At 62.5% G+C, this 25439-nt stretch carries 23 protein-coding genes; 12 read left to right on the plus strand and 11 right to left on the minus strand.

Annotation, left to right across the window (positions count from 1 at the left end; translation table 11 throughout):
- The first annotated feature begins 108 nt into the window (after window positions 1-108).
- Window positions 109-1140 carry a GGDEF domain-containing protein gene (locus GNZ12_RS17155; protein ID WP_328806021.1) on the plus strand — a complete coding sequence of 344 codons (1032 nt, stop codon included), beginning with the start codon at window positions 109-111 and terminating at the stop codon, window positions 1138-1140.
- Window positions 1141-1211: 71 nt separating this feature from the next.
- Here GNZ12_RS17155 and GNZ12_RS17160 read toward each other — a convergent pair whose 3' ends face one another.
- From GNZ12_RS17160 to GNZ12_RS17175, 4 genes are all read right to left on the minus strand, one after another.
- Window positions 1212-4094, minus strand: a complete 2883-nt coding sequence (locus GNZ12_RS17160; RefSeq protein WP_172311806.1) for an Hsp70 family protein — start codon at window positions 4092-4094, stop codon at window positions 1212-1214.
- A complete protein-coding gene (locus GNZ12_RS17165; protein ID WP_172311808.1) occupies window positions 4091-5941 on the minus strand; it encodes an Hsp70 family protein in 1851 nt (616 codons plus the stop codon). Before GNZ12_RS17165 ends, GNZ12_RS17160 begins: the two co-directional genes overlap by 4 nt.
- On the minus strand, window positions 5938-6525 hold the full coding sequence (locus GNZ12_RS17170) for a DUF2760 domain-containing protein (protein ID WP_172311810.1): 588 nt from the start codon (window positions 6523-6525) through the stop codon (window positions 5938-5940). The genes GNZ12_RS17165 and GNZ12_RS17170 overlap by 4 nt, the downstream gene beginning before the upstream one ends.
- A gap of 293 nt (window positions 6526-6818) precedes the next feature.
- Window positions 6819-7715 carry a LysR family transcriptional regulator gene (locus GNZ12_RS17175; RefSeq protein ID WP_172311812.1) on the minus strand — a complete coding sequence of 299 codons (897 nt, stop codon included), beginning with the start codon at window positions 7713-7715 and terminating at the stop codon, window positions 6819-6821.
- Window positions 7716-7847: 132 nt separating this feature from the next.
- Here GNZ12_RS17175 and GNZ12_RS17180 point away from each other — a divergent pair, with 132 nt between their 5' ends.
- The 3 genes from GNZ12_RS17180 (at window position 7848) to GNZ12_RS17190 (ending at window position 9551) form a co-directional block, all read left to right on the plus strand.
- Complete coding sequence (locus GNZ12_RS17180; RefSeq protein ID WP_172311814.1) at window positions 7848-8507, plus strand: NADPH-dependent F420 reductase; 660 nt, start codon at window positions 7848-7850, stop codon at window positions 8505-8507.
- 134 nt (window positions 8508-8641) lie between these two features.
- The gene (locus GNZ12_RS17185; protein ID WP_172311816.1) at window positions 8642-8980 is read left to right on the plus strand and encodes a DUF190 domain-containing protein; all 339 of its coding nucleotides are present in this window, start codon (window positions 8642-8644) and stop codon (window positions 8978-8980) included.
- 202 nt (window positions 8981-9182) lie between these two features.
- A complete protein-coding gene (locus tag GNZ12_RS17190; RefSeq protein WP_172311818.1) occupies window positions 9183-9551 on the plus strand; it encodes a DUF190 domain-containing protein in 369 nt (122 codons plus the stop codon).
- Window positions 9552-9596: 45 nt separating this feature from the next.
- On the opposite strand, the gene GNZ12_RS17195 is transcribed toward GNZ12_RS17190, so the two are convergent.
- A complete protein-coding gene (locus tag GNZ12_RS17195; RefSeq protein WP_172311820.1) occupies window positions 9597-10454 on the minus strand; it encodes an oxidoreductase in 858 nt (285 codons plus the stop codon).
- Between the two features lie 116 nt (window positions 10455-10570).
- On the opposite strand from GNZ12_RS17195, the gene GNZ12_RS17200 reads away from it, so the two are divergent.
- Window positions 10571-11506, plus strand: a complete 936-nt coding sequence (locus GNZ12_RS17200; protein WP_172311822.1) for a LysR family transcriptional regulator — start codon at window positions 10571-10573, stop codon at window positions 11504-11506.
- Window positions 11507-11553: 47 nt separating this feature from the next.
- The gene (locus GNZ12_RS17205; protein ID WP_172311824.1) at window positions 11554-11802 is read left to right on the plus strand and encodes a hypothetical protein; all 249 of its coding nucleotides are present in this window, start codon (window positions 11554-11556) and stop codon (window positions 11800-11802) included.
- A gap of 46 nt (window positions 11803-11848) precedes the next feature.
- Here GNZ12_RS17205 and pstS read toward each other — a convergent pair whose 3' ends face one another.
- From pstS to GNZ12_RS17220, 3 genes are all read right to left on the minus strand, one after another.
- Window positions 11849-12940 carry a phosphate ABC transporter substrate-binding protein PstS gene (gene pstS / locus GNZ12_RS17210; RefSeq protein WP_172311826.1) on the minus strand — a complete coding sequence of 364 codons (1092 nt, stop codon included), beginning with the start codon at window positions 12938-12940 and terminating at the stop codon, window positions 11849-11851.
- Window positions 12941-13008: 68 nt separating this feature from the next.
- A complete protein-coding gene (locus tag GNZ12_RS17215; protein WP_172311828.1) occupies window positions 13009-14496 on the minus strand; it encodes an MFS transporter in 1488 nt (495 codons plus the stop codon).
- A 361-nt stretch (window positions 14497-14857) separates the two neighbouring features.
- Window positions 14858-15763, minus strand: a complete 906-nt coding sequence (locus tag GNZ12_RS17220) for a LysR family transcriptional regulator (RefSeq protein ID WP_172311830.1) — start codon at window positions 15761-15763, stop codon at window positions 14858-14860.
- A gap of 103 nt (window positions 15764-15866) precedes the next feature.
- On the opposite strand from GNZ12_RS17220, the gene GNZ12_RS17225 reads away from it, so the two are divergent.
- Window positions 15867-16880, plus strand: a complete 1014-nt coding sequence (locus GNZ12_RS17225) for a zinc-dependent alcohol dehydrogenase family protein (protein ID WP_172311832.1) — start codon at window positions 15867-15869, stop codon at window positions 16878-16880.
- A gap of 251 nt (window positions 16881-17131) precedes the next feature.
- Here GNZ12_RS17225 and GNZ12_RS17230 read toward each other — a convergent pair whose 3' ends face one another.
- Window positions 17132-17905: an SDR family oxidoreductase gene (locus GNZ12_RS17230; RefSeq protein ID WP_172311834.1), complete on the minus strand. Its 774-nt coding sequence runs from the start codon at window positions 17903-17905 to the stop codon at window positions 17132-17134.
- Between the two features lie 267 nt (window positions 17906-18172).
- Here GNZ12_RS17230 and GNZ12_RS17235 point away from each other — a divergent pair, with 267 nt between their 5' ends.
- The 3 genes from GNZ12_RS17235 to GNZ12_RS45295 all read left to right on the plus strand — a co-directional run bounded on the left by GNZ12_RS17235 (window position 18173) and on the right by GNZ12_RS45295 (window position 22082).
- The gene (locus tag GNZ12_RS17235) at window positions 18173-19399 is read left to right on the plus strand and encodes an MFS transporter (RefSeq protein ID WP_328806022.1); all 1227 of its coding nucleotides are present in this window, start codon (window positions 18173-18175) and stop codon (window positions 19397-19399) included.
- A gap of 198 nt (window positions 19400-19597) precedes the next feature.
- Entirely contained in the window at window positions 19598-20572 is a 975-nt protein-coding gene (locus GNZ12_RS17240) for a response regulator (RefSeq protein WP_172311838.1), read from the plus strand.
- 73 nt (window positions 20573-20645) lie between these two features.
- Entirely contained in the window at window positions 20646-22082 is a 1437-nt protein-coding gene (locus tag GNZ12_RS45295) for a sensor histidine kinase (RefSeq protein WP_172311987.1), read from the plus strand.
- A 65-nt stretch (window positions 22083-22147) separates the two neighbouring features.
- Here GNZ12_RS45295 and GNZ12_RS17250 read toward each other — a convergent pair whose 3' ends face one another.
- Entirely contained in the window at window positions 22148-22648 is a 501-nt protein-coding gene (locus GNZ12_RS17250; RefSeq protein ID WP_172311840.1) for an acyl-CoA thioesterase, read from the minus strand.
- A gap of 284 nt (window positions 22649-22932) precedes the next feature.
- Here GNZ12_RS17250 and GNZ12_RS17255 point away from each other — a divergent pair, with 284 nt between their 5' ends.
- Window positions 22933-23766, plus strand: coding sequence for an AraC family transcriptional regulator (locus tag GNZ12_RS17255; RefSeq protein WP_172311842.1), 834 nt, complete (start codon window positions 22933-22935; stop codon window positions 23764-23766).
- A gap of 88 nt (window positions 23767-23854) precedes the next feature.
- On the opposite strand, the gene GNZ12_RS17260 is transcribed toward GNZ12_RS17255, so the two are convergent.
- Window positions 23855-24313 (minus strand): tautomerase, encoded by a 459-nt coding sequence (locus tag GNZ12_RS17260; RefSeq protein ID WP_172311844.1) that lies wholly within the window; start codon window positions 24311-24313, stop codon window positions 23855-23857.
- 89 nt (window positions 24314-24402) lie between these two features.
- On the opposite strand from GNZ12_RS17260, the gene GNZ12_RS17265 reads away from it, so the two are divergent.
- Window positions 24403-25398 carry a GlxA family transcriptional regulator gene (locus GNZ12_RS17265; protein ID WP_172311846.1) on the plus strand — a complete coding sequence of 332 codons (996 nt, stop codon included), beginning with the start codon at window positions 24403-24405 and terminating at the stop codon, window positions 25396-25398.
- Window positions 25399-25439: the final 41 nt, after the last annotated feature.

Genomic DNA, 25439 nt, shown 5'->3' on the forward strand with positions numbered 1-25439 from the left:
GGCTGGATCGCGCGCGGCGCTGACGATCCGCATGCGGCGCGCGCCTCGCGCTCAAGTTTCGGGTGCATATGCCGTTGACATAAGCTAATCACACCCGGGAACCCAGCCGTGCAACTCGCTTACAGTAACGACCGCTTGTCCAGCCGGATGTCGGTGGATCCGTCCACCACCGGCGAACCCGAAGTGGAATCATCGGTCATTGACTGGCTGTTACATGACGATCAGGTGATGCGCGAATGCTTCACCCACGCGGCGGAAATCCTGAAGAGCGTGACCGGCGCGGCGATCACCGCGATCACGCTGCTCGATGCGGAGAACCAGCATTACCGGGCCGAAGTCGGCATGGCGATGCCGCTCATCACCCGCGCTCACTCGCTGGCCGACTATGCGGTGCGCGACGCCGAGCTGTTCGTCATCGAGGATGCGCACGACGATGCCCGTTTCGGCGAATGCCTGCTGGTGCAGCGCCATCCCTTCGTGCGGTTTTACGCCGCGATTGCACTGCGCGCGCCGAACGGCGAGATCGTCGGGGCGCTGTGCGCGATGGACCCCGCGCCGGGCCACCTCGATGCTTCGCAAAGAGGCGTGTTTTACCACCTGCGCGCGATGATCGAAAACGATCTGAAAATGCGCACGGCGACCGCGATCGATCCGCTCACCCAGTTGTATAACCGCCGCTTCCTGCTGGAAAGCATCGCGCACAAGTGGAAAGAGGCGCGCGATGGCGAGATGATGGGCTCGGTCGTGGTCGACGTCGACTGGTTCAAGCAATACAACGACACCTACGGCCACCAGGCGGGCGATCATTGTTTGCGCAAGGTGGCCTCGGTGATGCAAGCGGCGGCCGACGGCGAGCGCATCGTCGCCGGGCGCTTGGGTGGCGAGGAATTCGGCCTGCTGGTGCTGCAAGCGCAGCCGGCGGTACTTGAAGACACGCTCGACGCATTGCGGCAGGGCGTCGAGGATCTGGCGATCGAACATCGCGCTTCGCCGCTCGGCATGGTGACGGTGAGCGTCGGCGCCTCGTTGACGCGGATGAACGAGGCGTCCCGGATGGCCCACCGCGAGGGCTTCGCGAGCGCGGATCGGGCGCTGTATCGCTCGAAACACGGCGGCAGAAACCGGGTGACGATGGCGTAGGACAGTCTGTCCTGGAACGCGGCCTGTCTGTACGGAAGCCAATTGACCGACGTCCGCTACGCAACGGGACGCTATTGCGAAGGTGTTGGCGTTGCCGCGATCAGCTTCAGCCCGGCGGGCAGCGATTCGCCGAACACGCGGCCTTCGTCGGCGTTATCGAGTTCCACGGTCTCGCTGACCATGGTGATCCATGCGCGCGGCGCATTGGCCGCTTCGAGCCTGCGCACGACGGCATGGCGCAAGTCTTCGGGCAGGTCGCGCGAGCGGTCGCCGGTCATGCGGGCGATCTGCACGGCGGCGAACGCCGCAGGGTCGACTTTCTTCCAGTCGAGCGCAAGGATCGTGTTCAGCCAAAGCGCCGCGATGTCCGGCGGTACGACGCTGTGCGCGCTGCCATAGAACGGCCGCCGTGCACCGATGCGGCCGACCGCCCACCAGCTTTGATGGTTTTCCGCGGGCTTCTTTAGCCGCGTCAACACCGACTCGCCGAGTTCGATCTTGCGTTCGACCGGAATGCGTTCGAGCGATGCGCTCAGCCGGACCATGTCGGTGAAGCCGGTTTTCGACACGTCGAACGGCAGCTTATGGCGTGATTGCGCGGCCGTTTGCAGATAGGCCATCGCGTCGAGCACGCGCAGTTGCGCGCTTTCGTCGAGGCCGCCCGCCGCGCGGCGCCATAGCGTCCACCATTCCGACCAGACCTGGCTGTCGTTGACGTACTGGATGCCGTCGTCGAAGAGCGACCAGAGTTGTTCCACGCGCCATTCGTCGAGCGGATAGCCGAAGCCCGGCCGTACGCAATAGCCGGCCAGATTCAGCCACATCCGTTCGTGATCCGCCGAGCGCCGGCGGCGGCGCGCGCGTTCCCACAACGCGCCGAACAGTTCGCGCAGCAGCGCGCTGTTCCAACCCTCGCGTGGCCCGAGCAACTGTTCGAGTTGCGAGCGCAGGCGCTTGACTTCCTTGGGGTCGACGTTTTGCGTGCGCGAGCCGAAGCAGCGGTCGATCTGCTCGATCGCTTTGTCGAGCGCGGGGTGTCGGGCTTGTGCCGGATCCGCCGACAGGTTCACCTGGGCATCTTCGCGGCGCAACTGGAATTCGAGCAGCCAGCGTTGCGCAGGATTGTCGAGTTCGATGCAGTGGACTTCGAGCGTGCCCACTTCAGTGAGGGAGGTGGCGATTTGTACCGCGGTTTCGCCGCGCACGGTGCTCGCGCCACGCGCTTGCACGATCGTCGCGATGGGTGGCAGTCGAACGAAATCGCCTTGCGTGAGATCAGCCAATTCGCCGGGTCGATAGACCGTGTCCGCGCTTGAAGAGGCCAGGTGAAAGCGCACAGGGTGCCCGAGGCGCAGCGCAAACGTGTGGTCTTCGATCCGGATCTCTTGGCCTTCTTCGGTGCCGCGCGGCAGCAGGCAGAGGCCGCGTTGCGCCGGTTCGGTGTCGCTTTCACCCCGACCGGTTTCGTCCAGCACGAGGAAGTAACTGCGCGCCGAGCCGCCACCGATTTTCGGCGCCTGACCCGTGCGGGCGAGGGCATAAGCGACCGCACCGCGCGCCACGGCGACGTCGGGATTGTCGTTGTGCAGCACGCTGAGCGGTTCGCCGCGCCATGTGCCCAGGGTGCTGGACAGGCGTTGCGTGAGCGCCTCAGCGCGAAACACGCCGCCGTTTAGCAGAAGCGTGTCGGGCACCGGCAAAGGTTCCTCCTGACCTTCGCACGCGTCAGATGAACCTGGAGAGGCGCCCAGCGCCTTGCGCGACTGCGCCGCGAAACGGCTCAGAAACGCCGCGATATGACGCGTGACCGCTGCATCGGTGGCATAGGGCAGGCCGAATTCGACGATCGCGCCGCGCGGCCTGCCGGGCCGTTCGTTCGATGCCACCGCCGGAAAGAATCCGTCGACGATGATCTGCTCGACTTCCTCACGCGTCACCTGCACCGTGCGCGCACCGCCGATCAGCTTCGAGCCCGCGCCGAGCAGGGTGATCGAAGCCGACTCCGGCGCGTGCGGACCGAGCAGTTGTTCCTTCGCGCCGCGGCAACGCTCGACCAGTTGCGACAGACTCGCCGCCGACAAACGCGTGCGTTCGTTGCCCGCTTGAGGCAAGCGCGCCTCGACCCGGTGCGCGAGCGCGAGGTCCATGTTGTCGCCGCCGAGCATCAGATGGTTGCCCACACCGATACGGGTGAGCGCCGGCTCGCCGTCGCGCATCTGGACTTCGATCAGCGTGAGGTCGGTGGTGCCGCCGCCCACGTCGCAGATCAGCACGAGCCGTGTCCCCGACAGTTCAGTCGCCAGACGCTCGCGATGATGAAACAGCCAGTCGTAGAACGCGGCCTGTGGCTCTTCCAGCAGCCTTAACGTGGGGAGGCCCGCCATCCGCGCGGCTTCCACCGTCAGCGCTCGCGCGCCTTCGTCGAAAGAAGCGGGCACCGTCAGCACGACGTTCTGCGCTTCGAGCGGTGCATCCGGAAAGCGTTGATTCCAGGCCGCTCGCACGTGCGCCAGATAGCTCGCGCTGGCTTCGACCGGCGAGACCTTGCGGACATCGTCCGCGGCGCCCCATGGCAGAATCGGGGCGACGCGGTCCACCGAGGCGTGCGACAACCAGCTCTTCGCACTTGCCACGAGACGTCCCGGCACCTGCCCGCCGAGCGCACGCGCGAGCCTGCCGATCACCACCGGCTGATCCTGCTGACTTCCATCAGCGCTACCGATCGAACTGTCAGTCGCGCTCCACGGTAGTTGCAGATCGCCAGCACTCAGTTCGCCCGGTGCCGCGTGATACCGCACCGAAGGCAGCAGCGGCCGCGCGGCGACCTCGCCGAGACTCACCAACTGATCGATCTCGAAGACGCGAATCTCCTGCGAGCCCGCCGCGGCGTAGGCCAGCACCGTGTTGCTGGTGCCGAGATCAATACCGACGCTGTAGCGCTTCATTTCAGTCATGCATTGGCGCTGCCGCGCACGTCGAACTCGACTTTCCAGCGCTCGTCGGTGCCGCGCGGCACCGCTTCGAGTTCGAGCGTGCCGGCCTCCGTCACGCGCGCATGCAGCTTCACCGGCACGACTTCACCGGCGGTGCGGCCGGCGGACGGCAGCGTCGCCTGGATTTCTTCCAGTTCCTGCAACTCGTCGGGGCTCCAGAAGTCGAGCAGCGTGCCGACCTGATCCTGACGACGCACCGACGATCCGAAAAAGCGGAAGTGCACCGGCTCACCGACGACGAGTCCGAACTCCTGCGCCGGCAATTCGGCGTCCGTGCCTTCCTCCATGCCGAACGGCGCGACGCACAGTGCCTGGATCGGAGGCTCGAGACCGGGGACGGCGGGCATCGCCGACTCGATCGCGATGTAGTACGCGCGTGCGGTGCCGCCACGAATGCGCACACCCTGACCGCGCCGTACATAGCCGTAGTAGGCCGCGCCGCGCGCGACGGCGAGATCGAGATCCGCGCCTTCGAGCAGGCGCGCTTGCGGCGCGCCTTCGGCGGCGAGCCAGCCATTGAGCGTGCCCATGATCCGTTCGACCAGCAGCGGCGACTTGAACACGCCGCCGTTGAAGAGCACGGCGGTGGGGTGCAGGAAGCTCGCGCCTTCCCCGGTGGCGATATCGCGCAAACCTTCGAGTTCGGCGAGCGCGCCTACCTGACGGCCGAGGAAGGCCGCCAGATGCCGCGTGATGCCCGCGTCCTGCGCATACGGCAGGCCGAGTTGCGTCAGACCGGCACGCGCGCGGCTCACCGGACGCGCTGCACTCTCTACCTGCGGGAAGAAGCCTTCGAGAATCGTTTGGGTCAACTCCGTACGCGTGAGCTCGGTGCGGATCGAACCGCCGATCAGCTTCGAACCGCGGCTCGGCACGACGAGCGGCACGGTATCCGTGTTGGGCTCGCTGAGCAGCGTTTCCTTCGCCGAGCGGCAGGCATAGGTGAGGGCGCGCAGTTGCCATGCGTCGGCCTGGGTGCCTTGAGCGGCAAGCTTGCGTGCCACCACGTGAGCCAGCGCGAGGTCCATGTTGTCGCCGCCCAGCAGAATGTGCTCGCCGACCGCGACGCGATGCAGTTCGAGATTGCCTTCGCGCTCGATCACGGCGATCAGCGAGAGGTCGGTTGTCCCGCCGCCCACGTCGACCACGAGAATGATGTCGCCGACCTTGACCTGCTTGCGCCACTGGCCGCCGCTCTTCTGAATCCAGCTATACAGCGCGGCTTGCGGTTCTTCGAGCAGCGTCATGCGGCCGTAGCCGGCGGCTTCCGCAGCTTCGGCGGTCAGCTCGCGCGCGGCCGGATCGAACGACGCCGGGATCGTCACCGTGATGTCCTGCTCGCTGAACGGTGCGTCCGGATGTGCGTGGTCCCACGCCTCGCGCAGGTGCGTCAGATAGCGCACCGAGCTTTCGAGCGGCGACACGCGCGCGACTTCAGGCGGCGCGTCGTTAGGCAGAATCGCCGCGCGACGGTCGACGCCAGGATGGCACAGCCAGCTCTTGGCGCTCGACACGAGCCGGATCGGCGTGGCCGCGCCGCGGCTGCGAGCGAACTCGCCGACCGCGAATTCGCGCTGACCGGTCCACGGCAGGTACAGGTCGCCCGAGGCAAGTTCGTCCGGATGCGGCAGGTAGAGGAACGAGGGCAGCAGATCGAGATTGTCGATCGCGCCAGGGCCCGTGAGTTGTGCGATCGGCAGCACGCCCTGGGCGGTTTTCTCGCCGTCGCTGGCGGTCGTGTCCACGTAGGACAGTGCGCAGTGCGTGGTACCCAGGTCGATCCCGATTGAGAAGCGTGCGTCGCTCATAGCTCCACCTCGGCTGGTGCGATCACCTTGGCGTTGTGGCTGGCGGTCAGCTTCGGCAGACGCACTTCGTCGACACGCCAGCCGCGGTGGCTGATGCTGCCGTTAAACGGCGCCTTGCCGACGACATTGCCGGTCAGGCGAACCGAGGTGGCGTCGAACCCTTCGGCCAGCGTCACGCGGCTGCCTTCGGCTTCGTCGCACACCGGACGGATCGTGAAATGCTCGCGCAGCGTCGCGCGGCAGCCCTCGTGCACGAGACGGGCGGCGGCGCCGATGTCGGCGTCGCTATAGTTCTTGATGTCTTCTTCGACGAAATCGATGAAGCGCGCGTCGCGTTGCAACAGGCCGAGCAGTTGGAGCGCGGCGTCCGGGGTTGCTTCCTTCAGCGTGGGCGCCGGTTGCGGCGCGGGGGCCGGCGCGGCGGCAGGCGCAGGCGTGGGTGCCGCTGCGGCGCTCGCGGCAGCGGCGCCACTCTTACGCAGGCGCAGCACCCCGGCGGCGAATTCGCCATCGCCGAGGATGCTGAAAAACGTACTGACGGCAAGTGAAATCCTGCCGAGGAAAGACGGGTTCGAATCTGTCATGAATGCTCCTGAGGGGCTCTGTTAAAGGACGAGCTGTCCTGGCTGCGCCGCACGCGACGGTCCAGAGGTGCCAGATTGGCTTGCTGGGCCGTTGTCATGCGTCTTTGCGAGGGTCGGCGGCAAGCATGCCGCCGAGATCTGATTCATCCGGTCTTGCGGCGCGTTTGCGCGCGCAAACCCGTATTTTGCCTTGTCGCGCGCCCAAAGCGGGCAAAGCCGGCAATTCTAGCGGTCAATGGGTGGAGATTGGCGGGCGGCGAAGGGTGCCTGCCAGGCGAGCCAGACTGCTCATTTCACGCGGCGTGCGGCCCGAATTCGGCCACCACCTGGTCGATAAACGCGCGCAATTTCGGGGTGGCGCGGCTTGCCGGGAAGACCAGATGCATGGGGCGCGCGGGCGCTTCATAGCCGTTCAGCAGGCGCACCAGCCGGCCTGCGGCGAGTTCGTCTTTCACTGCCACTTCGGGCGCGAGTATCACGCCGCCGCCATTGAGCGCGGCGGTCAGTAGCGCTTTCATATCGTTGGCCTGAAAGCGGCCGGAGATCGGCACAACATGTTCGCCTTGCGCATTGGCGAAACGCCATTCGGTCGCAACCGGCAAGCTCGTATACACGAAGCTCAGACACTCGTGCTCCGCCAGCGCTTGCGGTGTAAGCGGTTCGCCACGCTCGGCCAGGTAGCCGGGCGACGCGCATGCGATCAGCCGGTAAGGCATCAACGGCCGCGCAATCAACGACGAATCCGACAGCGAGCCGAGACGGATCGCGGCTTCATACCCTTCGTCGATCAGATCGACGAAGCGGTCGGTCACGGCCAACTCGACCCGCACTTCGGGATGGGCCTTCAGGTAGCGCGTAATCATCGGCGCGAGACAGCAGGCGCCGAAGGTAACCGGCGCGGTGATGCGCAACCGCCCGCGCGGTGAGGCGGACAGTTCCTGCGCGACCGATTCGGCCGCTTCGGCATCCGCCAGCAGCGCCTTGCAGCGCTCGTAGAAAATCTGACCGATCTCGGTGAGGCTCTGACGGCGCGTGGTCCGGTTGAGCAAACGCGCGCCGACGCGCTCTTCCAGTGTGCTGACATGCTTGCCGGCCATCTGCGAGGAGATGCCGAAGGCGAGCGCGGCCGCGGCGAACGAGCCGCTGTCGGCCGTTTTCACGAACACGGCCATGCTGGTCAAACGGTCCATTATTCCCCACTAGTGGTTTCGACAGTCGTCAAATTATGCCTGTTTATCCGGTTGAGGTTTTGAATCATAGTGTTTCTCACCGAGGGGCGTGCTCAACCGAGCGATCCCCAGAACGACATGGAGTCGTGAAACATGAAAATAGGCATTCTCGGCGCCGGCTTTATCGGCCGCGCGATGGCGACGCTCGCCAGGAACGGTGGTCACGAAGTCATGATCAGCAACTCCCGTGATCCGCAAACCTTGATCAGCACGGCCGCGGCGATTGGCTGTGCGCTCGGCACGGCGGACCAGGCGGCGAAGTTTGGCGATGTGGTGATAGTGGCCGTGCCGTTCAGTAGCATCGATGCGCTGCCGGTCGCGGCGCTCGACGGCAAGATCGTGATCGACACGGGCAACTACTATCCCGAACGCGATGGCCAGATTGCAGCGCTCGACCGTCGCTCGACGACCACCAGTCAGATGCTGGCCGCCGCGTTGCCGGGCGCCAGAGTGGTCAAGGCCTTCAACGCGATTCTGGCGAAAGACCTGGAAACGGACGGCAAGCCGGCCGGTACTCCGAACCGTCGGGCGCTGCCGTTCGCCGGCGACGACGCGCATGCCAAACAGATCGTGAGCGGGCTTCTCGATCAGTTAGGCTTCGATCCGGTTGATGCCGGGGCGCTCGCCGACAGCTGGCGCTTCGAGCGTGCGAAGCCGGTCTACTGCATTGCGCTGGATCGCGCGGGCATCGTCGAAGGATTGGCGGCGGCGAAGCGGGACGTCGAGTTGCCGCATGGGTCGTGGCGTCGTTGAATCTGGTTGCCTATGCTTATCATCATGACGACAAGGTTGGACGTGCCTGTCACGCGAGGTGTCCGTGCGTATATTGACCCGTCCGCCACGCAGCGACGGTTCATGCATTCTTCTGGAACCCATCGGAGCGCCTCATGAAAGGCAGTCAATTGACAGTGTTTGCAGCCAATCAGAGCCACCGCAAGAGTCACATGACCGTCGTCGAATGGATTCTGCACACGGCAAAAAAAGCCGGCATTCAGGGCGCCACGGTGATCGAAGTGAGTGAATGCATCGACGCGCATGGCAAGTACCACGCGGCGCGCTTTTTTGAATTGGTCGACCAGCCCGTCGTGGTCACGGTGGCCGCGGAGGATGGTCGCATCGATGCCTTGCTCGATAGCCTCCGGCACGGCGGTGTTCAACTCTTCTACACACGCTGTCCGATCGAATATGAAGTGCTTGGCGCCGACGCGGGAGAGGGCGGCGAGTAGCGGACGGGTCCCTTGCTGCGCGGCACAATCGTATGTCGCGGCGGCCGTGAGTATGTCGCCGCGGCGGTGAACTAGAATGAATCAAGCTGTGGATGACCGGGCCTGCCCCGGTCGAGCAAGGTGGAGTGACTCCGGGTAGTGGACGCAGCCACGTGCGCGCCGCTCAGAGCCGCAAGGACCCGTTGGGCGGCGGAGATGCACGATGAACGGCTATCAACTGACGTTCTATACAGAGCAGAACAGGAAGCACGGCCATCAGACCGTATGCGAATGGCTGCTGCATGAGGTTCACCAACTCGGTATCGGTGGCGCGACCGTGATCAATTGCGCTGAAGGCATCGGCCACGCGGGCTCGCATCATGCGGCGCACATGCTCAGGCTCGACGATCAGCCGGTGCAGATCATTCTTGCCGTGACTGAAAAGGAAGCCGGGCAGATCCTGGATCTCGTGCGCGCCGAAAACGTACACGTTTTCTACATGCGCTTTCCCATCGAGTTCGGCGTCATCGGTGAGGACGTACCGCACAAATCATCGAAGCGTTTTTCCCTGTTTGGCCGGTCAACGGGGTAAGCCGCATACGCAAGCCCGGTGCCGGCCTATCCGATCTGAGCGCGATCAAGCGGGGAAGTCAGTCGATGCCGACAACGCCTTCCAGGTTTCGGTTTCCTGCGTGACATAGGCGTTCTTCTCAGCGATGGCCCTGAGCGTGTCAGTGCCAAGCGGCAACCGTAGCGGAGGCGTTGGTGCGTCGACCAGTTCGATCATGGCTGCCGCGAGCTTCTCCGGGTTGCCCGGCTGCTTGTGATTCAGACTGGCAGCGACCCGGCGAACGTTTCCTGACGTCTCGTCGTAGTCCGCGATCACGTTGCCGGCAACAACCAGCGATGACGCATCCAGGAAATCCGTACGGAAGTATCCGGGCTCCACAACCGTTGCGTGAATACCGAGCGGCTTCAGTTCGCCTCGCAATGCCTCGGTCAAGCCTTCGACGGCAAACTTGGTCGAACTGTAGGCGCCGAATCCGGGTGCCGACCGATAGCCGCCGATCGACGACATATTGATGACGTGGCCAGCCCGCTGCGCGCGCATCACCGGCAGAACGGCGCGCGTGATATTCAGCAAACCGAATACGTTGGTGTCGTACATGCGTCGCACGTCGGCATCGTTGGACTCCTCGATGGCGCCAAGCAAACCGAAGCCCGCGTTGTTGACCAGAACGTCGATCCGGCCGAATTGTTCAACTGCCGCCTGAACCGCGGCCTTCGCTTGAGCTTCGTTTGTCACGTCCAGTTCCACGGGGAGGAGTGCCGGCGAGTGACCGAGGCGCTCGGCGATCGCTGCGGCATTGCGGCCGGTAGCAACGACCGCGTTGCCGTCAGCCAAAGCCGCCTGGGCGATCAGGGCGCCGAGCCCGCGCGATGCACCGGTGATGAACCAGACTCGCTTGAAACCGTTGTTTGTGTTGTTGGCCATGATGTTGCTCCTGCGTTTCGAGTGAAAGTGAACGAATAGTAGGAGCAGCGATTGGCACAAACTAGCCGCCGATTGGTAGACTGATAATCAACTTTTATTTGCTAATCCGGGTGGCCATGAACGAAGTTCGCGCGATCACGATATTCGTCCGGGCCGCGGCGCTGGGAAGCCTGCGTAAGGCAGCCGTGGATCAGGGCATCTCGCCGCAGGCCGCGAGCCACGCGGTGATGCAACTGGAAAAGGAGCTGGGTGTCCGGCTTTTCCATCGAACCACCCGCAAGCTGAGCTTGACTGAGGAGGGGCAGGGGCTTCTGGACAGCGTGAGACCTGCGTTGGCGATCCTGTCGTCGGCGCTCGACGACGCGCGGCGCTCGAAAGACGAGATTGCGGGGCCGCTAAGGGTGAGCGCGCCAAGAGCCATGGGGCACACCGTGCTGTGGCCATATTTTCTTGAATTCGCCGAATTGCATCCGCATGTGCAACTGGATGTGCAGTTCGACGACCACTTCACCGACCTCGTCAGCGATCGCGCCGACGTGGGCTTTCGTGGCGGCTCGCCGCCCTCGGGCGGCACGATCGCGCGCCGGCTCTTGCCGATTCAACTGATCATCTGCGGGGCGCCTCGCTATATCGAACGTCATGGCGCGCCGCGGACCATTGACGAACTCGACGGACACCGTTGCACGGGCTATCGACGGGCGAATACAGGCAAGCAGGCGCCGTGGGAATTCCTGATTGGTGACGAGATCGTCTATCGTGACATCGCGACAACCTTATGCGTCAATGACACGGACGCGGAGACCCAAGCCGTGCTGGCTGGACTCGCAATCGGTCAACTCGGCAGCTTTTCGGCGACCTTGCCTATCAGGCGGGGCCAACTCGTTCCGCTGCTCGTTAAGCATGTCACCCAGCGTGAGGCCATCTACATCTACTATCGCCATCGAACCGAGCAGCCGCTGCGAGTGAGGACGTTTATCGACTTCATGGTCGCGCGCCTCGCGGGGAACAAGAATTTCTATCTCGAGCCATCCGAGCTTCGAGCTACAAGCTGAGCGCGTCTGGTTCGAGCAGAGACACTACATGTTTTGGAGGTTGCGCGATGTCACCCACGCATGAATACTGGTTTCCGGCAAAACGCTATGGTTGGGGTTGGGGGTTTCCCGTGCGCTGGCAAGGTTGGGCGACGCTGATCGCATACGTTTTGTTGCTTGGTGTAGTCGTTCTACGTTTTCAACCTGCTCATCATCCGTTCACTTTCGCCTTGCTGGTCTCGCTGTTGAGTCTTGCCTTTGTGGCCGTGTGCTGGCTGAAGGGAGAGCCGCCTCGCTGGCGATGGGGTAAAGACTAAGTGTGGCGACGTACCCGTGTTGTCGGGTCACGCCGCCAACAGCGGGCTATCTGATCGATTGAATTTGCGCCTGGCTCAGCTCCCACGTATGCGGCGGTAGCGGAATGAAGTGCACCGTATCGAGGTACGCCTCGTTCGTCTCCGAGGGCACGATGGTCCAGAGCAGGAACCTGCGCAGCGCGGCAGCACTCGTAGCGTCGGGTTGCTTCGTCGACACCACCGCATACTCGTAATTGACGAGTGGATACGCGCCCGTTGCCGGCGCGAACACGAGGCTCAGACGTTCGTCAGGTGGCGTGCGCGGGCCGAGCGAGGCGGCGCCTGCCGTGACGGTGTCCTTGTTGGGCAGGACAAATTCGCCCGCGCCATTCTTGAGCGCCACGGTGCCGAGTTTCGCCGCGGCGACTTTGTCGCTAAAGCTGATGCCGACGTAACCGATCGACCAGGGCGTTGTCTGCAGCGCCTGCACCATGCCGGCATTGCCCACCGCGCTTGCGCTCCCCGGCACGGCTGGCCACGCGATGGTTGTGCCGTACCCCTTGTCGCTTTCCCAGGCCGGTGTCGAGAACGACAGGAACTGCGTGAAGACGAACGTATCGCCGGAACCTTCGGCCCGATGGATTGGCACGATGGCCTGGTGGGGCAACGCCACGCCCGGGTTGAGCGCCGCGATCTGCGGCGCGTCCCAGTTGCGAATCGCGCCCGTGTAGATCCCTGCGAGCACCGGGCCGTCCAGCTTGAGATGCGTCGCGTTGAGGCCGGGCAGGTTGTAGTTGACCGTCTGCGCAGCGATAGCGAGCGGGATGTTGATGATCTGCGGGTGCTGCCTCATATCGGCATCGGACATATAGGCGTCGGACGCACCGATCTGCACCTTGCCCGTCAGCGCCTCCTGGATACCGGCTTCCGATCCGGTCGCGCCGGTGCTAACCCGGATGCCGGGGTGCGACTTGATATACGCATCCACCCAGGTCGTGAACAACGGGTACAGCAAGGTCGAGCCGGTTTCGCTCAGTGTGAGGTCCTGCGCGTTGGCCAACGCGCCCGTCATCAAGGTAAGCGCTGCGATGCACAGCGGTGCAGCGGCGAGTTGCCGCCAGCGCGATCGCAGTATCGGGTTCTTAGGTTGCTCAGTCATGCATGTCTCCGTCGCGATACGGGGAATCCGTCGGTTGTGTGCAAGCGTCACGGCAGGATGTGAACGCGTTAGCGTCCAATCTCGTCAAGGCTCACGCCATTTGTTTCGATGCGGAAAATCCATGTCACCACGGCGCCGAGAATCGACGTGCCCACGAGAATGTAGAGTAGCGGTCCCGTGCCGATGCCTGTGAGGAGAATCGGGAACAGGAACGCGGTTGCCACCGCGCCGATCTTGCCGACTGCTGCGGCGAACCCTGCACCTGTGCCGCGAATGGCGGTCGGGAACACTTCGCCTGCCAGCAGATAGGTCTGCGCATTAGGCCCCAGGTTGGTCATGAAGTTGAACAGCATGAAGCCGGCGAAAATCACCACCGTCTTGGTGGAGCCTTCAAAACCATCGGAGAACGAAGCGAGTAGCAGACCTGCCGCACAGCCGATAAAGCCGATCACCTGCAGCCAGATCCGCCCGACCCGGTCTGCGAGGACAACCGCGAAAATGATGCCGACAATCAGCAGCATCGTGATCAGGGCCGCGCCTTTGGCCGCGAGGATATCGTTGAGGATCAGGTCGGTGATGCTGCGCACATGGTCCGGTTTGCTGCCGAACGCTGCGGCGAGGATGGTGGGTGTGAAGATGCCAATCCCATAGGTGCCGAGATCCTGCAGGAACCACGGGATCGAGGCAAGAATCGTGGCGCGCAGGTTGCGCTTCGCGAACAGCGCAAAAAAACTTTGCTTGCCGCCGTGGCCGCTGGCGGCATCATCGATGTCGCGCGACAGCGCGATGCTGGTCGGATACTGCGGCGTACGTACGAGCAGGCGTTTCGCCGCAGCTTCCGCGCGATCGACCGCGCCGCGAATATGCAACCAGCTCGGGCTTTCGGTGATGAAGAAGCGGCCGACGGTCACCGCCAGTGCCGGGATGATCGCGGTGCCGTACATCCAGCGCCACGCGTCGAGGGTCGGGATCGTCGACAGGACCAGAAAGCCCACCGCCGTACCGCCCAGCGCGCCCAACGCCTGGAAGCCGAATGCCGCCAGCACCAGTTTGCCGCGGGCGCTGCTGGGGATGCTTTCGGAGATGATCATGTGCGCGGTCGGGTAGTCGCAGCCGAGCGCCACGCCGAGCCCGAACAGGCAGATCACGAGCGAGGTGAAGTTGGTGCAAAGTACCAGCAGCACCAGAAACGCGACGAAGATGATCATCTCGACAATGAACATCCGCTTGCGTCCGAAGTAGTCGGACATGCCGCCCAGACCCACCGCGCCGACCAGGATGCCCATCAGGCTGGCGGCGCTGATGAGGCCGTTCTGTGCCGCGCCGATGCCGAACTCGCGCGAAATCAGCGGAAGCGCCACGCCTGTCATAAAGACAACAAATCCTTCGAAGAACTTACCGGCTGCCGCGAGCGCCCAGATGCGCCATTGCATGCCCGTCATCGGCACCGTCGGAAGATGGGTCCCGTCGGGCCACATTGGGCGTTCGTCAATGTACTGCTGGACTGACTTCACATTGGCGCGCCGCAAGCCCTCGGAATCTGCCACATCATGCATAATTTGCTCCCTGTGGAACTGCTGCAATGGCACGGGCGATTGAAAGCACGTCGTCAGTTTATCGGGCCACACACTCGTGTTTCGCCACGCGTCATGCGCCTCTCAGTGGCGCGCGAATCTGGAATCGAGAATCTGGCTAACGCAAGGCAGGCGGGGAGTTGGGTGAATCGACGCCGTCTCGACGCCGTGGCAGCCAGGCTGACATGGTGCAGTCCGTGGGTGTCGTGCAGATGACACAAACCTGCCACACGTCATTCGGTGCAAGTTCGCGTGTTACGTTCTTTTTCACAACGATGAGGGGCGTCGTCGCTGACGTACAAAAGTAGCAGGCAGGCGAGGCCTGCCGCTATCTCTGGCGCCGCTAAAGCCACGGTGGTTTTGCAAATATCCCGGCAATCCATTCGACAAACGCACGCGTCTTTGCCGGCTCATGTTTAATCGACGCGCGTACCACACTCACGCCCGTCTCCCCCCGAACCTGCCAGTCGGGAAGAACGTGCACGAGTCGGCCTTCTGCGAGCTCACGTCCAACCAGCCAGTCAGTTGCCATGATCACGCCGGAGCCGGCGAGCGCCGCCTGAACGACAGCTTGCGCGTCATCCATCTCGAGCCTGCTGTTGACCTTGAGCGCGCGGCTCCGGCCGTCGCGATGCAAATGCCAGACCGGATGGGTGGAAAGTCGCGTAAAGCAGGTGCATTCGTGTTGCAGCAGGTCGTCGGCCTCGGTTAGCGCTGGCCGCGCGTCGAGATAGGAGGGCGCAGCACAGAGCAATCGCCGGGTCGTCGCGAGGCGGCGGCCTATCAGACGGCTGTCTTGCATTTCGCCGATTCGCACGCCAACGTCGAACCCTTCGGCGATGAGATCGACGTACCGGTCCGAGTAACTCACATCGATCCGAATCCCCGGATAGCGGGCCAGAAATTCCGGGAGTCTTGGCGCAATCCATATCCGGCCGAACGCGACGGGCAAACTGAGCCGCAAGTGCCCGGAAGGCAAGGACGACATCGCGCGGACCGTTTCTTGCGCGTGACGCACCATATCCATGGCCTCGCGTATCCGTTCCCTGAAAAGGCGGCCCGCTTCTGTCGCTGAAACACGGCGTGTCGATCGCTCGAGGAGCCGAATGCCAAGGCGCGTTTCCAGTGCGGCGACGCGTCTTGAGACGACTGATCCGTCTCGTCCCAAGCGACGTCCGGCGGCCGAGAAGCTGCCGGTTTCAAGCACCGCGAGGAATGCCTCGCTCTGGTCCGCTTCAACACTGTCCATTGATGCACCGTGCGCAGTAATGTTATGTTTCTGCGGCGAATTATAGCGTTGGCGCCTTGTTAGGATGTCCTCCTCGCGGTCATCCCTTACGGAGGTTTTCCCCATGCGGGCCTTTCAGCTGACATCGCTATCCATCGATTCACTTCACCTCGCCGATGTACCCACACCCAAGCCTGAAGCGGGCGAAGTGCTGGTCCGCTTGCGGGCCGCGAGTCTGAATTACCTTGACCTGATGGTCGGGTCGGGGCGATTGGGACAGGCCGATATGCCGTCGTTCATCCCAGGCACCGACGGCGCAGGAGAAATCGTTGAAGTGGGCAGCCATGTCAGCGGATGGTCGGTGGGCGACAGAGTGGTGCCCGGCCTGATTGTCGACTGGGCTTCTGGTCCTCTCTCTCGTTCCACGTCAGGGAGTATGCGGGGCGTGACCATGCCGGGTTCGCTCGCGGACTATGCGGTGGTTCCGGCCACCTCTTTAGCCCGCATCCCCGAGCAATTGTCGTTTGTCGAAGCCGCCACGCTCCCGATCGCGGCAACGACTGCGTGGAATGCGATCGTCGCGGGCAACGTCCGGCCAGGTGCCGTCGTGGTGCTGTTGGGCACGGGCGGCGTGAGTCTGTTCGCCTTGCAGTTCGCGAAAGCCGCGGGTGCGCGAGTGATCATCACGTCGTCATCGGACGAAAAACTGGCGCGCGCCCGTGAGCTGGGCGCGGACGTGACGATCAACTACGTTTCCACGCCCGGATGGGATGAGGTCGTCCTCGACGAGACTGGCGGAGACGGGGCTGATCTGATCGTCGAAACAGTCGGACCGGCCACCTTTGCCCGCTCGCTAAATGCGGCGGCCTTTGCCGGGACGGTCTACGTGGTTGGCTTTGTCAGTGGGATGGAACTCTCCATTCCGGTCCTTCCGATCAATCTGAAAACCTTGCGCATCATCGGGAGCAACACGGGCTCTACCGCCAATCTCGCTGACACGGTTCGCGCGATCAAGGGGGGCGGAATCAAACCCGTTATCGACCGGACGTTCAGCTTCGAAGACACTCAGGCTGCTTACCGCTTTCTCGAGAGCGGGTCTCACTTCGGTAAAGTCGCCATAGACTTCGGTCCGCAATAACGCTTCGTACGCGTCATGACCCCGTCGTCGCCATCGAAATACCTCGTCACGGTTCGAAATGCGGTTGCATCAGGGCTTTGAACCATTCGATGAAAGTGACCCGCCGACTGAAGACACGGTATTGATCAAGTTTATCCATTGAACGTTATTGCCTTGATACACCGCTTTCGATCTCATCCTTCATCGCAGGCACCGTCTTGCGGTAGTTGCTGAGTCGGCCGGCGACAGGCTGCCGGCCGTCGCAAGCACCATCACTTCGTCGCATAGCCCCCATTGATGAGAATGGTCTGGCCGGTGATCCACCATCCGTCACTGACCAGATGACGGATAAACGGCACCACGTCATTGATATCGGTCAGGCCCGTTTTGGAAAACGATGATAGCGCCGCAGCGGTCTTATGATATGCGACCGCGTCTTCGCCTTCGGCCGGATAGAAAAACGGCGTGTCCATCGGTCCCGGGCCTACCGCGGTGACCGAAATGCCGCGCGTGCCAAACTCCTTTGCGGCTGCGCGCGTGTAATGCTCGACAGGGGCCTTGGTGCCCGCGTACGCGGCATAGAACGGCGTGAATGCGCCCAGAAGAGACGTGACAAGCGTGACGATTTTGCCGTTGTCGTTGACATGCTTGCCCGCTTCCTTGAGAAAGAAGAACGCAGTTTTCGAATTAACCGCGGTCATCTCGTCATACTCAGCCTCGCTGATCTCAACGAACGGTTTTTTCAGCACCTTGCCGACGGTGTTGATGGCGATGTCAGGTTTGCCTACCGCGGCTACCACATCGGCAAACAGTTTCTCGACCGCGCTGGCGCGGGTCAAGTCTGCCTGAAACGCCACCGCCTCGGCGCCCGCAGCTCGGATTGCGTCGACCGTGGCATCGGCTTGAGCCTGACTGCCGGCACTGTTGTAGTGAATCGCAATAGCCTTGGCGCCTTGGGCTGCGAGATCGCGGGCGATCAGGCCACCCAGATTTTTCGCGCCACCTGCGATGAGCACAACCTTGCCTTTGATGGAATGGTCTGCCATGGGAATGTCCTCGATGTTCGGGGAATTCAAGTCTACGCGGCATCTGGCGCAAAATAAGCTCCCGTGCCCTGGATGGATTATCCAGAGAATGGGTCCAATCGCCTGGAGAGTGTTTCATGCCCGAGCCGCTGGCAAACGGAGCAGGCGACAATAGACTGTGAATTTATGATTGGCTCGTGCCTACGTTCACGAATCTTGGGCGTCGCTCAAAAGCCTGGCAAAATCGCTGTACGGCGTGGAGCTTACAAGCAGTCAGAAGGAGACGGCGTGAGGGACGAACTGGAGATCGACCGGGCAGACCGGCAGGCGGCCGCCGCGAACCGCGCGGTGCTGGTGATTGCCGTCGCGCAGTTGCTCGGGACCTCGTTGTGGTTCAGCGCAAACGGCGCGATGCGGGAATTGCAGGCGAGCTGGCATCTCAGCGCGTCCGGCATAGGTTGGCTCACGAACGCGACGCAGGCGGGCTTCATTGTCGGAACGCTGCTCTCGGCGACGACCGGGATCGCCGATCGTGTGCCCACAAGCCGCGTGTTCGCGCTCTGCGGTCTGATCGGCGCGGCGCTGAATGCGCTCTTTGCACTGTGCAGTGCGGGGCTCGGTTCGGCACTTGTATTCCGCTTCGGCGTGGGTGTGGCGCTCGCCGGTATCTATCCGCTGGGTATGAAATTGCTGGTGTCGTGGGCGCCGGGGCGCGCGGCGCAAACGCTTGCGTTGCTAGTCGCCATGCTGACGCTCGGCACGGCGTCCGTGCATGCGATTCGTGCCGCGTTCTCAAGTGTGCCGTGGCAGACGGTAGTGCTGGCGTCGTCCGGGCTCGCCGTGGTCGGCGCCTCGCTGGTGTTTATGCTCGGCGAAGGGCCGCATGCACGCGCTGGCGCTGCGCGTCGCCCGGCGTTGTCCGGCGGCGTGTGGGAGGTGATCAGAATCCGCGAGTTCCGGGCCGCGGCGTTTGGATACTTCGGCCACATGTGGGAGTTGTATGCGTTCTGGACGCTCACGCCGCTCTTCGTGCAACACGCGTTGACGGGGGCAGTGCAGCCATCGGCCAGCGCGGTGGCGTTCTGGTCGTTCGCGATCATCGGCATCGGCGCGGCGGGCTGTGTATTAGGCGGCATGTTGAGCCGGTCGGCGGGCAGCGCGCGCACGGCGGCACTGGCACTGGCGACTTCAGGTACGCTATGCGCCGTTTATCCGCTGGCTTCGACGCTCGGCGCTTCGCTGCAACTCGCTTTGCTGCTCGTTTGGGGGGTAAGCGTGGTGGCCGACTCGCCGCAGTTCTCGGCGCTGTCCGTGCGGGCGTGTCCCGCGGACAAAATCGGCGGCGCGCTGACCCTGCAAAACAGCTTTGGCTTTTTCCTGTCGGCCTGCTCAATTCTCTGGTCAACAAGCGCGTATCACGCGCTCGATGTGCACGTCGCCTGGCTGCTCTTGCCAGGCCCCGTTTTGGGTCTCATTGCCATGACCCCGCTGCTCGCGAAAAAGCCGCGCTGGTGATGCGAGCGCGGCGTTTATCGACCAGCTGAAACCTTTTTATCCCATTCGCATACTATGGCGGAAAGGTTGCGCAAGTTTGCACTGTTCATGCAAAGACCCTTGTACTATATGGTTCAGCGGGAATCGGCCCGGGAGCCAGCGTGAGAGGAGCCAGCGTGTCAGCCGGCGCAAGGCGCGCCACATATTCCACGTAAAAACATGAACAATTTTATTCGCCCCCCTGTTTTCTATCCGACCTCTGTCGTTTTCGTGGACGACAACGACAGCTATCTTGATGCATTGCGCAGATTCTTTCCGGATATTTCAACCAATCTGTTCTTCACGCGGCCTCAAACCGCACTCGCTTTCATCCGCAAACATGCCCGCGAGAATTCGCTGGAGTTCGCGCCGGCGTCGGCCTGTCTGAGCGAGACTGGCCTCGAGCGGTTTGTCGAAAGCTCGGCGGAGCGCGACATCCTGGCCCGGGATTCCCGATTCGCGGAGGTGGCCGCGGTTGTCGTCGATTACGACATGCCCGGGATGAGCGGCGTCGAATTCCTTTCGTCCATATCCAATTTGCGTTGCACGAAGGTGCTCCTGACCGGCGTCGCGGATGAGACCGTCGCGGTAAAGGCCTTCAATGCCGGAATCGTCGATCTGTATCTGAGAAAAACGGATGCGGATTCAGCCAGCAGACTGGTTCATTTTCTGAAAGACGCCAAAGGCAGGCATTGTTCAGAGGCAGGCTGGTTGGGCTTAGGCGAAAACGGCACGACCTATTGCGATCCGCGAACGAGGAAGGTCATCGACGCGGTGGTGGCCGCTGAAGGCATCGTCGAGTATTACTGGCGTCCGGAGCAGAATGCCATCCTGATGTTCGACCGCGCGGGCAATCCGAGCGTTTTCCTTGCGTGGGCTGAGAATGACTGGATCTCCCAGGCGGAGATCCTGGCCGATGAGAGTGGGCCGGCGGATCTGTTGAGGAAAATGGCGGTGCGCGAGTCGATGCCTGTTTTCTGGCCGCACCTGGCCTTCCGTCCCGAAACGCACTTCAGGACAGTCAAACCGCAAACCATCCCGGACTGGGACGACGCTTTCTATTGCTGGACCCGCATAGACCCGGCCGACGTGGGTTTGAGCACACGGACGTTTGCGCAATGGCGGAGTGACCGGAATCAGCCAACTCGCGGATGACGGGTTGGCCCCTTCGCGTACGCCACTATAACAATGCCGGAATAGACCAACGTTTGCAGACACATTGAGCCACATGTACGCCATTCCGACTGCCTTTGTGTCTGCGCTGTTCGTGGTGTTCGGCCTTTACGTACTCATCACACAAGGCGTGACGCGTCTGTCAGCGCCATTCCTTTTGATGTGCGCGGCAACGTTTGCGTGGCAGGGCACATGGACCTTGCTGTTCCAGACCGAAGATCCCCACATTGCGAGCGTGCTGGTCCGGGTCGGTTATCTCTTCATTCTCTTTCTGCCGACCACGTTCTATCACTTCGTCACGGAGGTGGCGGCGAGGCGCCGCGAGCAGCCGGTATTGCTCGCGTCTTACGGCATGTGTCTTGTGCTGGCCGCGCTGCTGCCCGGCGACGAAGTGATCGCCGGCTACCGGCACTACTTCTTCGGCTACTATCCGAGCGCCGGGCCGCTGCATCCTTTGCACGTGGTGCAGACCGTATTGCTCGCCGGCCGCAGCGGCCAGCTTCTGCTCGCGGCTCGCAAGCAGGGTGGCGGCCAGGCGCGCAGGCGCCTCGATCTCTGCTTTGCCAGCCTGTGCCTATACTCGTTCGCGGCAGTCGACTACGCGGTCAACTATGGCTACGCGTTCTATCCGCCGGGTGTGCTGTTCATCGCTCTCAGCCTGGGGCTTCTCGCGATCACGATTGTCCGCTATCACCTGATTCACCCCTATGCGCTCGCGGCGACCATCGCGCACGAAATCGCGACGCCGCTGGCGACGATCGCCATGCACGCCGACGAAATCTCCAGCGTGTGGGCCCAGGTATTCAAAGGGTACCGGCTGGCCGTCACGCATGGGCTTTACGACGAGCAAGTGCATTCCGGCCAGTCCGAACGTGTCAGCCAGCTTGCCACTGCGATCAGACGGGAGGTGTCGGGCACCAGCGCGATGGTCGAAATGGCGCTCGCGTCTTTTACGCTGGATCGTCTGGACCGCACCCGTTTTAGCCCTCATTCCATGCTGCACTGTGTGGCGTCGGCGCTGGAGCGCTATCCGTTCCGTGGCGACGAACGTGCGCGTGTGACCGTGGCACCGATCGACGCCACCCTGTGCTTTTCGGGCTCGGACACGCTGGCGGTTTTTGTCCTGTTCAATCTGCTGAAAAACGCATTGCACGCTATTCCGGTGAGCGGCGAGGGCGAGATTGTCATCAGCGCGGTTCAGGAGCAAGGCTTTTGTGTGCTGCGATTCCGCGACACGGGGCCGGGTATCGCGCCCGATGTGCTGCCGCATATCTTCGACGCCTTCTTTTCGACCAAGCGGCACGGAAGCGGCGCGGGAATGGGGCTCGCATTCTGCCGCCGCGCGGCAGAGCTTCTGGGCGGCAGTATCGAATGCACTTCGATGCGCGAAGCGCACACCACTTTCACCGTGCGATTGCCGGTACCCGGCTCGCCGGCGGACCGCGCACTGAGCCAATCGCCGGCGCGTTCCAGGCGCCGGCGTCAGGCGTGAAAGTTAAGGTTGCACGTTAGTGGTTACGCTTAATAGTAAAAGTCAACGGCGAAAGTCAGGCGTTGTTATCGGGCGGCCAGTGCCGTCACCGGCAGTTCATACTCCTTGACTCGCTCGACGATCCCTTCCGGGAAGCGCCTGATCTTCCGGTCCCGTCCGACATACAGAATCTGCTGGTAGCCCTGCGAAACCTCGCGCCCATCCACGCAGAAGCGAAACAGCAGGTAGGCCGAGCACTGCTTGACCTGCACCGTGTTCAGGTAGCAATCCACATGCTGGAACGGGAAGGTTTCGTGGACGTATTCCTGGTGCGCGCGTTTGGTCACGAACATGCCGTCCGAACCCAGCAGGTCATTGTGTATGCACTCGTGAAACCACCGCTCGCGGCAAACACCCTGCCACTCGAAGTAACGCGAGAAATACGTATTCATGAACGCGTTCGAGTCCTTTAGATAAATGTCGAACGTATGGTGGAAGGTCTTCAGCGAGGCCGTGGCCAGCGGGTCTTCGGAAAGAAGGGCGGATCCCCGGTTCAGGGCGGTCGGGATTGTGTCACGCATCAACATACGATTTTCCTTTTGCAGGAACGGCTGCTTGCGGCAACCACGCATGCCTCCCTGTACGGCAGGCATATCCCATTCTGTTGGGGATGTGGGCTGTATGGCTATTGGCTGACAAACATGCGACGAAGAAAATGCGCATGCTGCATCCGTCCTCCCAGTCGGATCAAGCGCGGCCATTCCACTCCTCGGATGCTTTCAAGGCTAACCGCCAACCGTGGTAGCCTGATAATGACAGTAGGACGATAAACAATGAAAAATGGCCAATTTCGAACGGGGGAAGTGAGCGCATGTCAGATCAGAGCGATCGTCCGGATGGCCCAGCGCTTTTTGCTTTCTGGGGCGCTGATGAGCCTGAAAACGAGTTCCGGCTTGGAACGCGGGAATACGATTGGCACCGCCACGTGCGCGGTCAACTCTTCTACATCGAGAGCGGCCTGGTCCGCGTTCGCACCGCGCGCGGGTCGTGGCTGCTGCCGCCACATCGCGCCGGCTGGATCCCGCCCGGCGTCGATCACAAGGCGAGCGTGAGCGGGGCGTTGAGTGGTTGGGGCGTGATGCTAAGACCGGACGTGACCGCCGGCTTGCCGGAAGATCCATGCGCCATCGGTGTCAGCGAGATGCTGCGCGCGCTTGTGCGCCGGGCGGCAAGCTGGACCAGCCGGAACCCTCTGCAGCCTGAGCAGGAACGCCTCGTTGCGGTGCTGCTCGACGAAATCCGTCTCTCCCGGCACGAAGTGCTCCATCTGCCCATGCCGGCCGAGCGGCGGCTCCTCGCGATAGCGAACCTTCTGATTGAGCATCCGGATGACGAGAGAACGTTTGCCGAGCTTGCGTTGTGGGCCGGCCTCCCGGTGCGAACCGCGCGCAGGCACTTCCTTGCGCAGACGGGCATGAGTTTCGTGCAATGGCGCCAACAGGCCCGCCTCGCGCTGGCGCTCGAACGGCTCGCAAACGGGGAGGCCGTTGCGGGCGTAGCCGAGGCACTCGGCTACGCGACACCGAGCAATTTCATCGCGATGTTCCGCAAGGCGTTCGGCGAGTCACCAGGCCGCTATTTCACGAAGCGTAGCAATCTGGATAGGGGCGTGAGCGTGCAAGGGAAAAGCAGACTCTTCGGCTAGCCGCTCACGTCGGACGTTGACCGGCTACCGAATGACAGTGCAACAGATCACAGGATGATCATCTTGCCGGCAACGCCCGATCGCATTGTCAGTTAGCATGACAAAGTGATTTCAGGTGGGAAAAGCCGGCCGCTTCCGCGAAGTCCGGGAGGCGCCAGATTGCGCCGTTGACTCCCCATGAGCCCTCCGTGACATCGTGCACGATCACAGACGTAACCAGCCGGCGTCGGTCCGCAGGGGGTAAGGCCTGCCTGAAGGCATCGTGGACCAGGCTGACGTAGTGGGCGCGGGTGGCTGCGTCAAGTACGCCAGCCGGTAGATAAATCATCGCAATGCACGGCAAAAGCTGTGCTGTCATATCTGTGCCACCGCACGTCCAGAATCCCGGCGCGACTTCGTCTATCACGACCCAGCATAAGCTGCGCTTCTTCGGGTCGTCGGGAATCTGTTCTGCACGTGCAGCCGCGTCATTAAGCAGGCGTACTAGCGTGTCGCGATGCGAGTCGGGAAAGGAATCCTTGGGGAGCTTGACGAGAATGTTTGGCAACTGAACCTCTTCATTTATGATTTGTGTACAGGAGCTTGCATTAAAGCCCGGGGATGCGCAGAATCCGAGTGTCTGTCAGGACATCTTTCATGCGTATCCAGCCATTCTGTGATTTCACGATTCTCGTTCTTGGCGGCGCCTATCCCTCGAGCGTCGCGCTAACACTCGACATTCTGTCGGCTGCGGCGTCGGTGGCAGCACGCGTCGGCGTCGCGCCCCCTCGATGGCGTGTCTACTCGACTGCTGGCAACAGGGTGCAACTCGGGCATGGCCTCGCAATCGATGCGAAACCTTTGCCGAAGACCATGCGCGCCGAAGGCTCGATCTGGATCGTGCCGGGGCTAGGGCTGGAAAGCCCGCTCGATATTCCGGGCCGTTTGGGACAAGACGACGCGCTGACGGCAATTAAGGCTTTACGGGCTCATGCGCGGCGTGGCGGCATCGTCGCGGCGTCCTGTTCTGCTGTTTTCCTGCTGCAGGCGGCGGGTCTGCTAGCCGGACGCCGGGCGACAACGTCGTGGTGGCTAGCGCCGCTACTTCAACGTTTGGATAGAGGCTGCACTGTCGATGCAGACCGCATGGTGATTGAAGACGGCCAAGTCGTGACAGCAGGCGCAGCACTCGCGCAAACCGATTTGCTCTTGTATTTGCTCCGTGACAGGTTCGGTCCGGCGCTAGCGGATGCCTTATCTCGTGTGCTTCTTGTCGATGCCCGGCAGGCGCAGGCACCGTTCATCTCTCCGTCTTTGCTCGCCAGCGGGAGTGAGCTCATCGGCAAGGTCATCGCGTATGCAGAGGCCGCGCTACCTGAACTGCCCGGTTTGGCGGAGCTGGCGGCGCAGTTTTGCATGTCGGAGCGAACATTCACGCGTCACGTGCGGGCCGCTACGGGGCGTAGCGCGCAGGATCTGTTGCAAAGCGTTCGGCTTGGCAGGGCGCGCATGCTGCTTGCCACGAGTCGAATGACCGTCGAGCAGATTGCTGAACAAGTAGGCTACAGCGACGCAACGGCCCTAAGAAGAATGATGCGTAAACTTGTCGGCGCAACCCCGAGACAGTTCAGGCCGAACGCGTACGAAGCGTGACGTTGTCGATCGGGTATCGACAGGCTCGACAGTCTGCTTCG

It is taken from the genome of Paraburkholderia solitsugae, from assembly GCF_013177695.1.
GTDB classification, from domain to species: Bacteria; Pseudomonadota; Gammaproteobacteria; order Burkholderiales; family Burkholderiaceae; genus Paraburkholderia; species Paraburkholderia solitsugae.

Bases quoted from the DNA above. Each gene is read 5' to 3' on its own strand.
- GNZ12_RS17160 (WP_172311806.1), bottom strand. From the start codon at position 4,094: ATGACTGAAATGAAGCGCTACAGCGTCGGTATTGATCTCGGCACCAGC.
- GNZ12_RS17165 (WP_172311808.1), bottom strand. From the start codon at position 5,941: ATGAGCGACGCACGCTTCTCAATCGGGATCGACCTGGGTACCACGCAC.
- GNZ12_RS17170 (WP_172311810.1), bottom strand. From the start codon at position 6,525: ATGACAGATTCGAACCCGTCTTTCCTCGGCAGGATTTCACTTGCCGTC.
- GNZ12_RS17175 (WP_172311812.1), bottom strand. From the start codon at position 7,715: ATGGACCGTTTGACCAGCATGGCCGTGTTCGTGAAAACGGCCGACAGC.
- GNZ12_RS17180 (WP_172311814.1), top strand. From the start codon at position 7,848: ATGAAAATAGGCATTCTCGGCGCCGGCTTTATCGGCCGCGCGATGGCG.
- GNZ12_RS17185 (WP_172311816.1), top strand. From the start codon at position 8,642: ATGAAAGGCAGTCAATTGACAGTGTTTGCAGCCAATCAGAGCCACCGC.
- GNZ12_RS17190 (WP_172311818.1), top strand. From the start codon at position 9,183: ATGAACGGCTATCAACTGACGTTCTATACAGAGCAGAACAGGAAGCAC.
- GNZ12_RS17195 (WP_172311820.1), bottom strand. From the start codon at position 10,454: ATGGCCAACAACACAAACAACGGTTTCAAGCGAGTCTGGTTCATCACC.
- GNZ12_RS17200 (WP_172311822.1), top strand. From the start codon at position 10,571: ATGAACGAAGTTCGCGCGATCACGATATTCGTCCGGGCCGCGGCGCTG.
- GNZ12_RS17205 (WP_172311824.1), top strand. From the start codon at position 11,554: ATGTCACCCACGCATGAATACTGGTTTCCGGCAAAACGCTATGGTTGG.
- pstS (WP_172311826.1), bottom strand. From the start codon at position 12,940: ATGACTGAGCAACCTAAGAACCCGATACTGCGATCGCGCTGGCGGCAA.
- GNZ12_RS17215 (WP_172311828.1), bottom strand. From the start codon at position 14,496: ATGCATGATGTGGCAGATTCCGAGGGCTTGCGGCGCGCCAATGTGAAG.
- GNZ12_RS17220 (WP_172311830.1), bottom strand. From the start codon at position 15,763: ATGGACAGTGTTGAAGCGGACCAGAGCGAGGCATTCCTCGCGGTGCTT.
- GNZ12_RS17225 (WP_172311832.1), top strand. From the start codon at position 15,867: ATGCGGGCCTTTCAGCTGACATCGCTATCCATCGATTCACTTCACCTC.
- GNZ12_RS17230 (WP_172311834.1), bottom strand. From the start codon at position 17,905: ATGGCAGACCATTCCATCAAAGGCAAGGTTGTGCTCATCGCAGGTGGC.
- GNZ12_RS17240 (WP_172311838.1), top strand. From the start codon at position 19,598: ATGAACAATTTTATTCGCCCCCCTGTTTTCTATCCGACCTCTGTCGTT.
- GNZ12_RS45295 (WP_172311987.1), top strand. From the start codon at position 20,646: ATGTACGCCATTCCGACTGCCTTTGTGTCTGCGCTGTTCGTGGTGTTC.
- GNZ12_RS17250 (WP_172311840.1), bottom strand. From the start codon at position 22,648: ATGTTGATGCGTGACACAATCCCGACCGCCCTGAACCGGGGATCCGCC.
- GNZ12_RS17255 (WP_172311842.1), top strand. From the start codon at position 22,933: ATGTCAGATCAGAGCGATCGTCCGGATGGCCCAGCGCTTTTTGCTTTC.
- GNZ12_RS17265 (WP_172311846.1), top strand. From the start codon at position 24,403: ATGCGTATCCAGCCATTCTGTGATTTCACGATTCTCGTTCTTGGCGGC.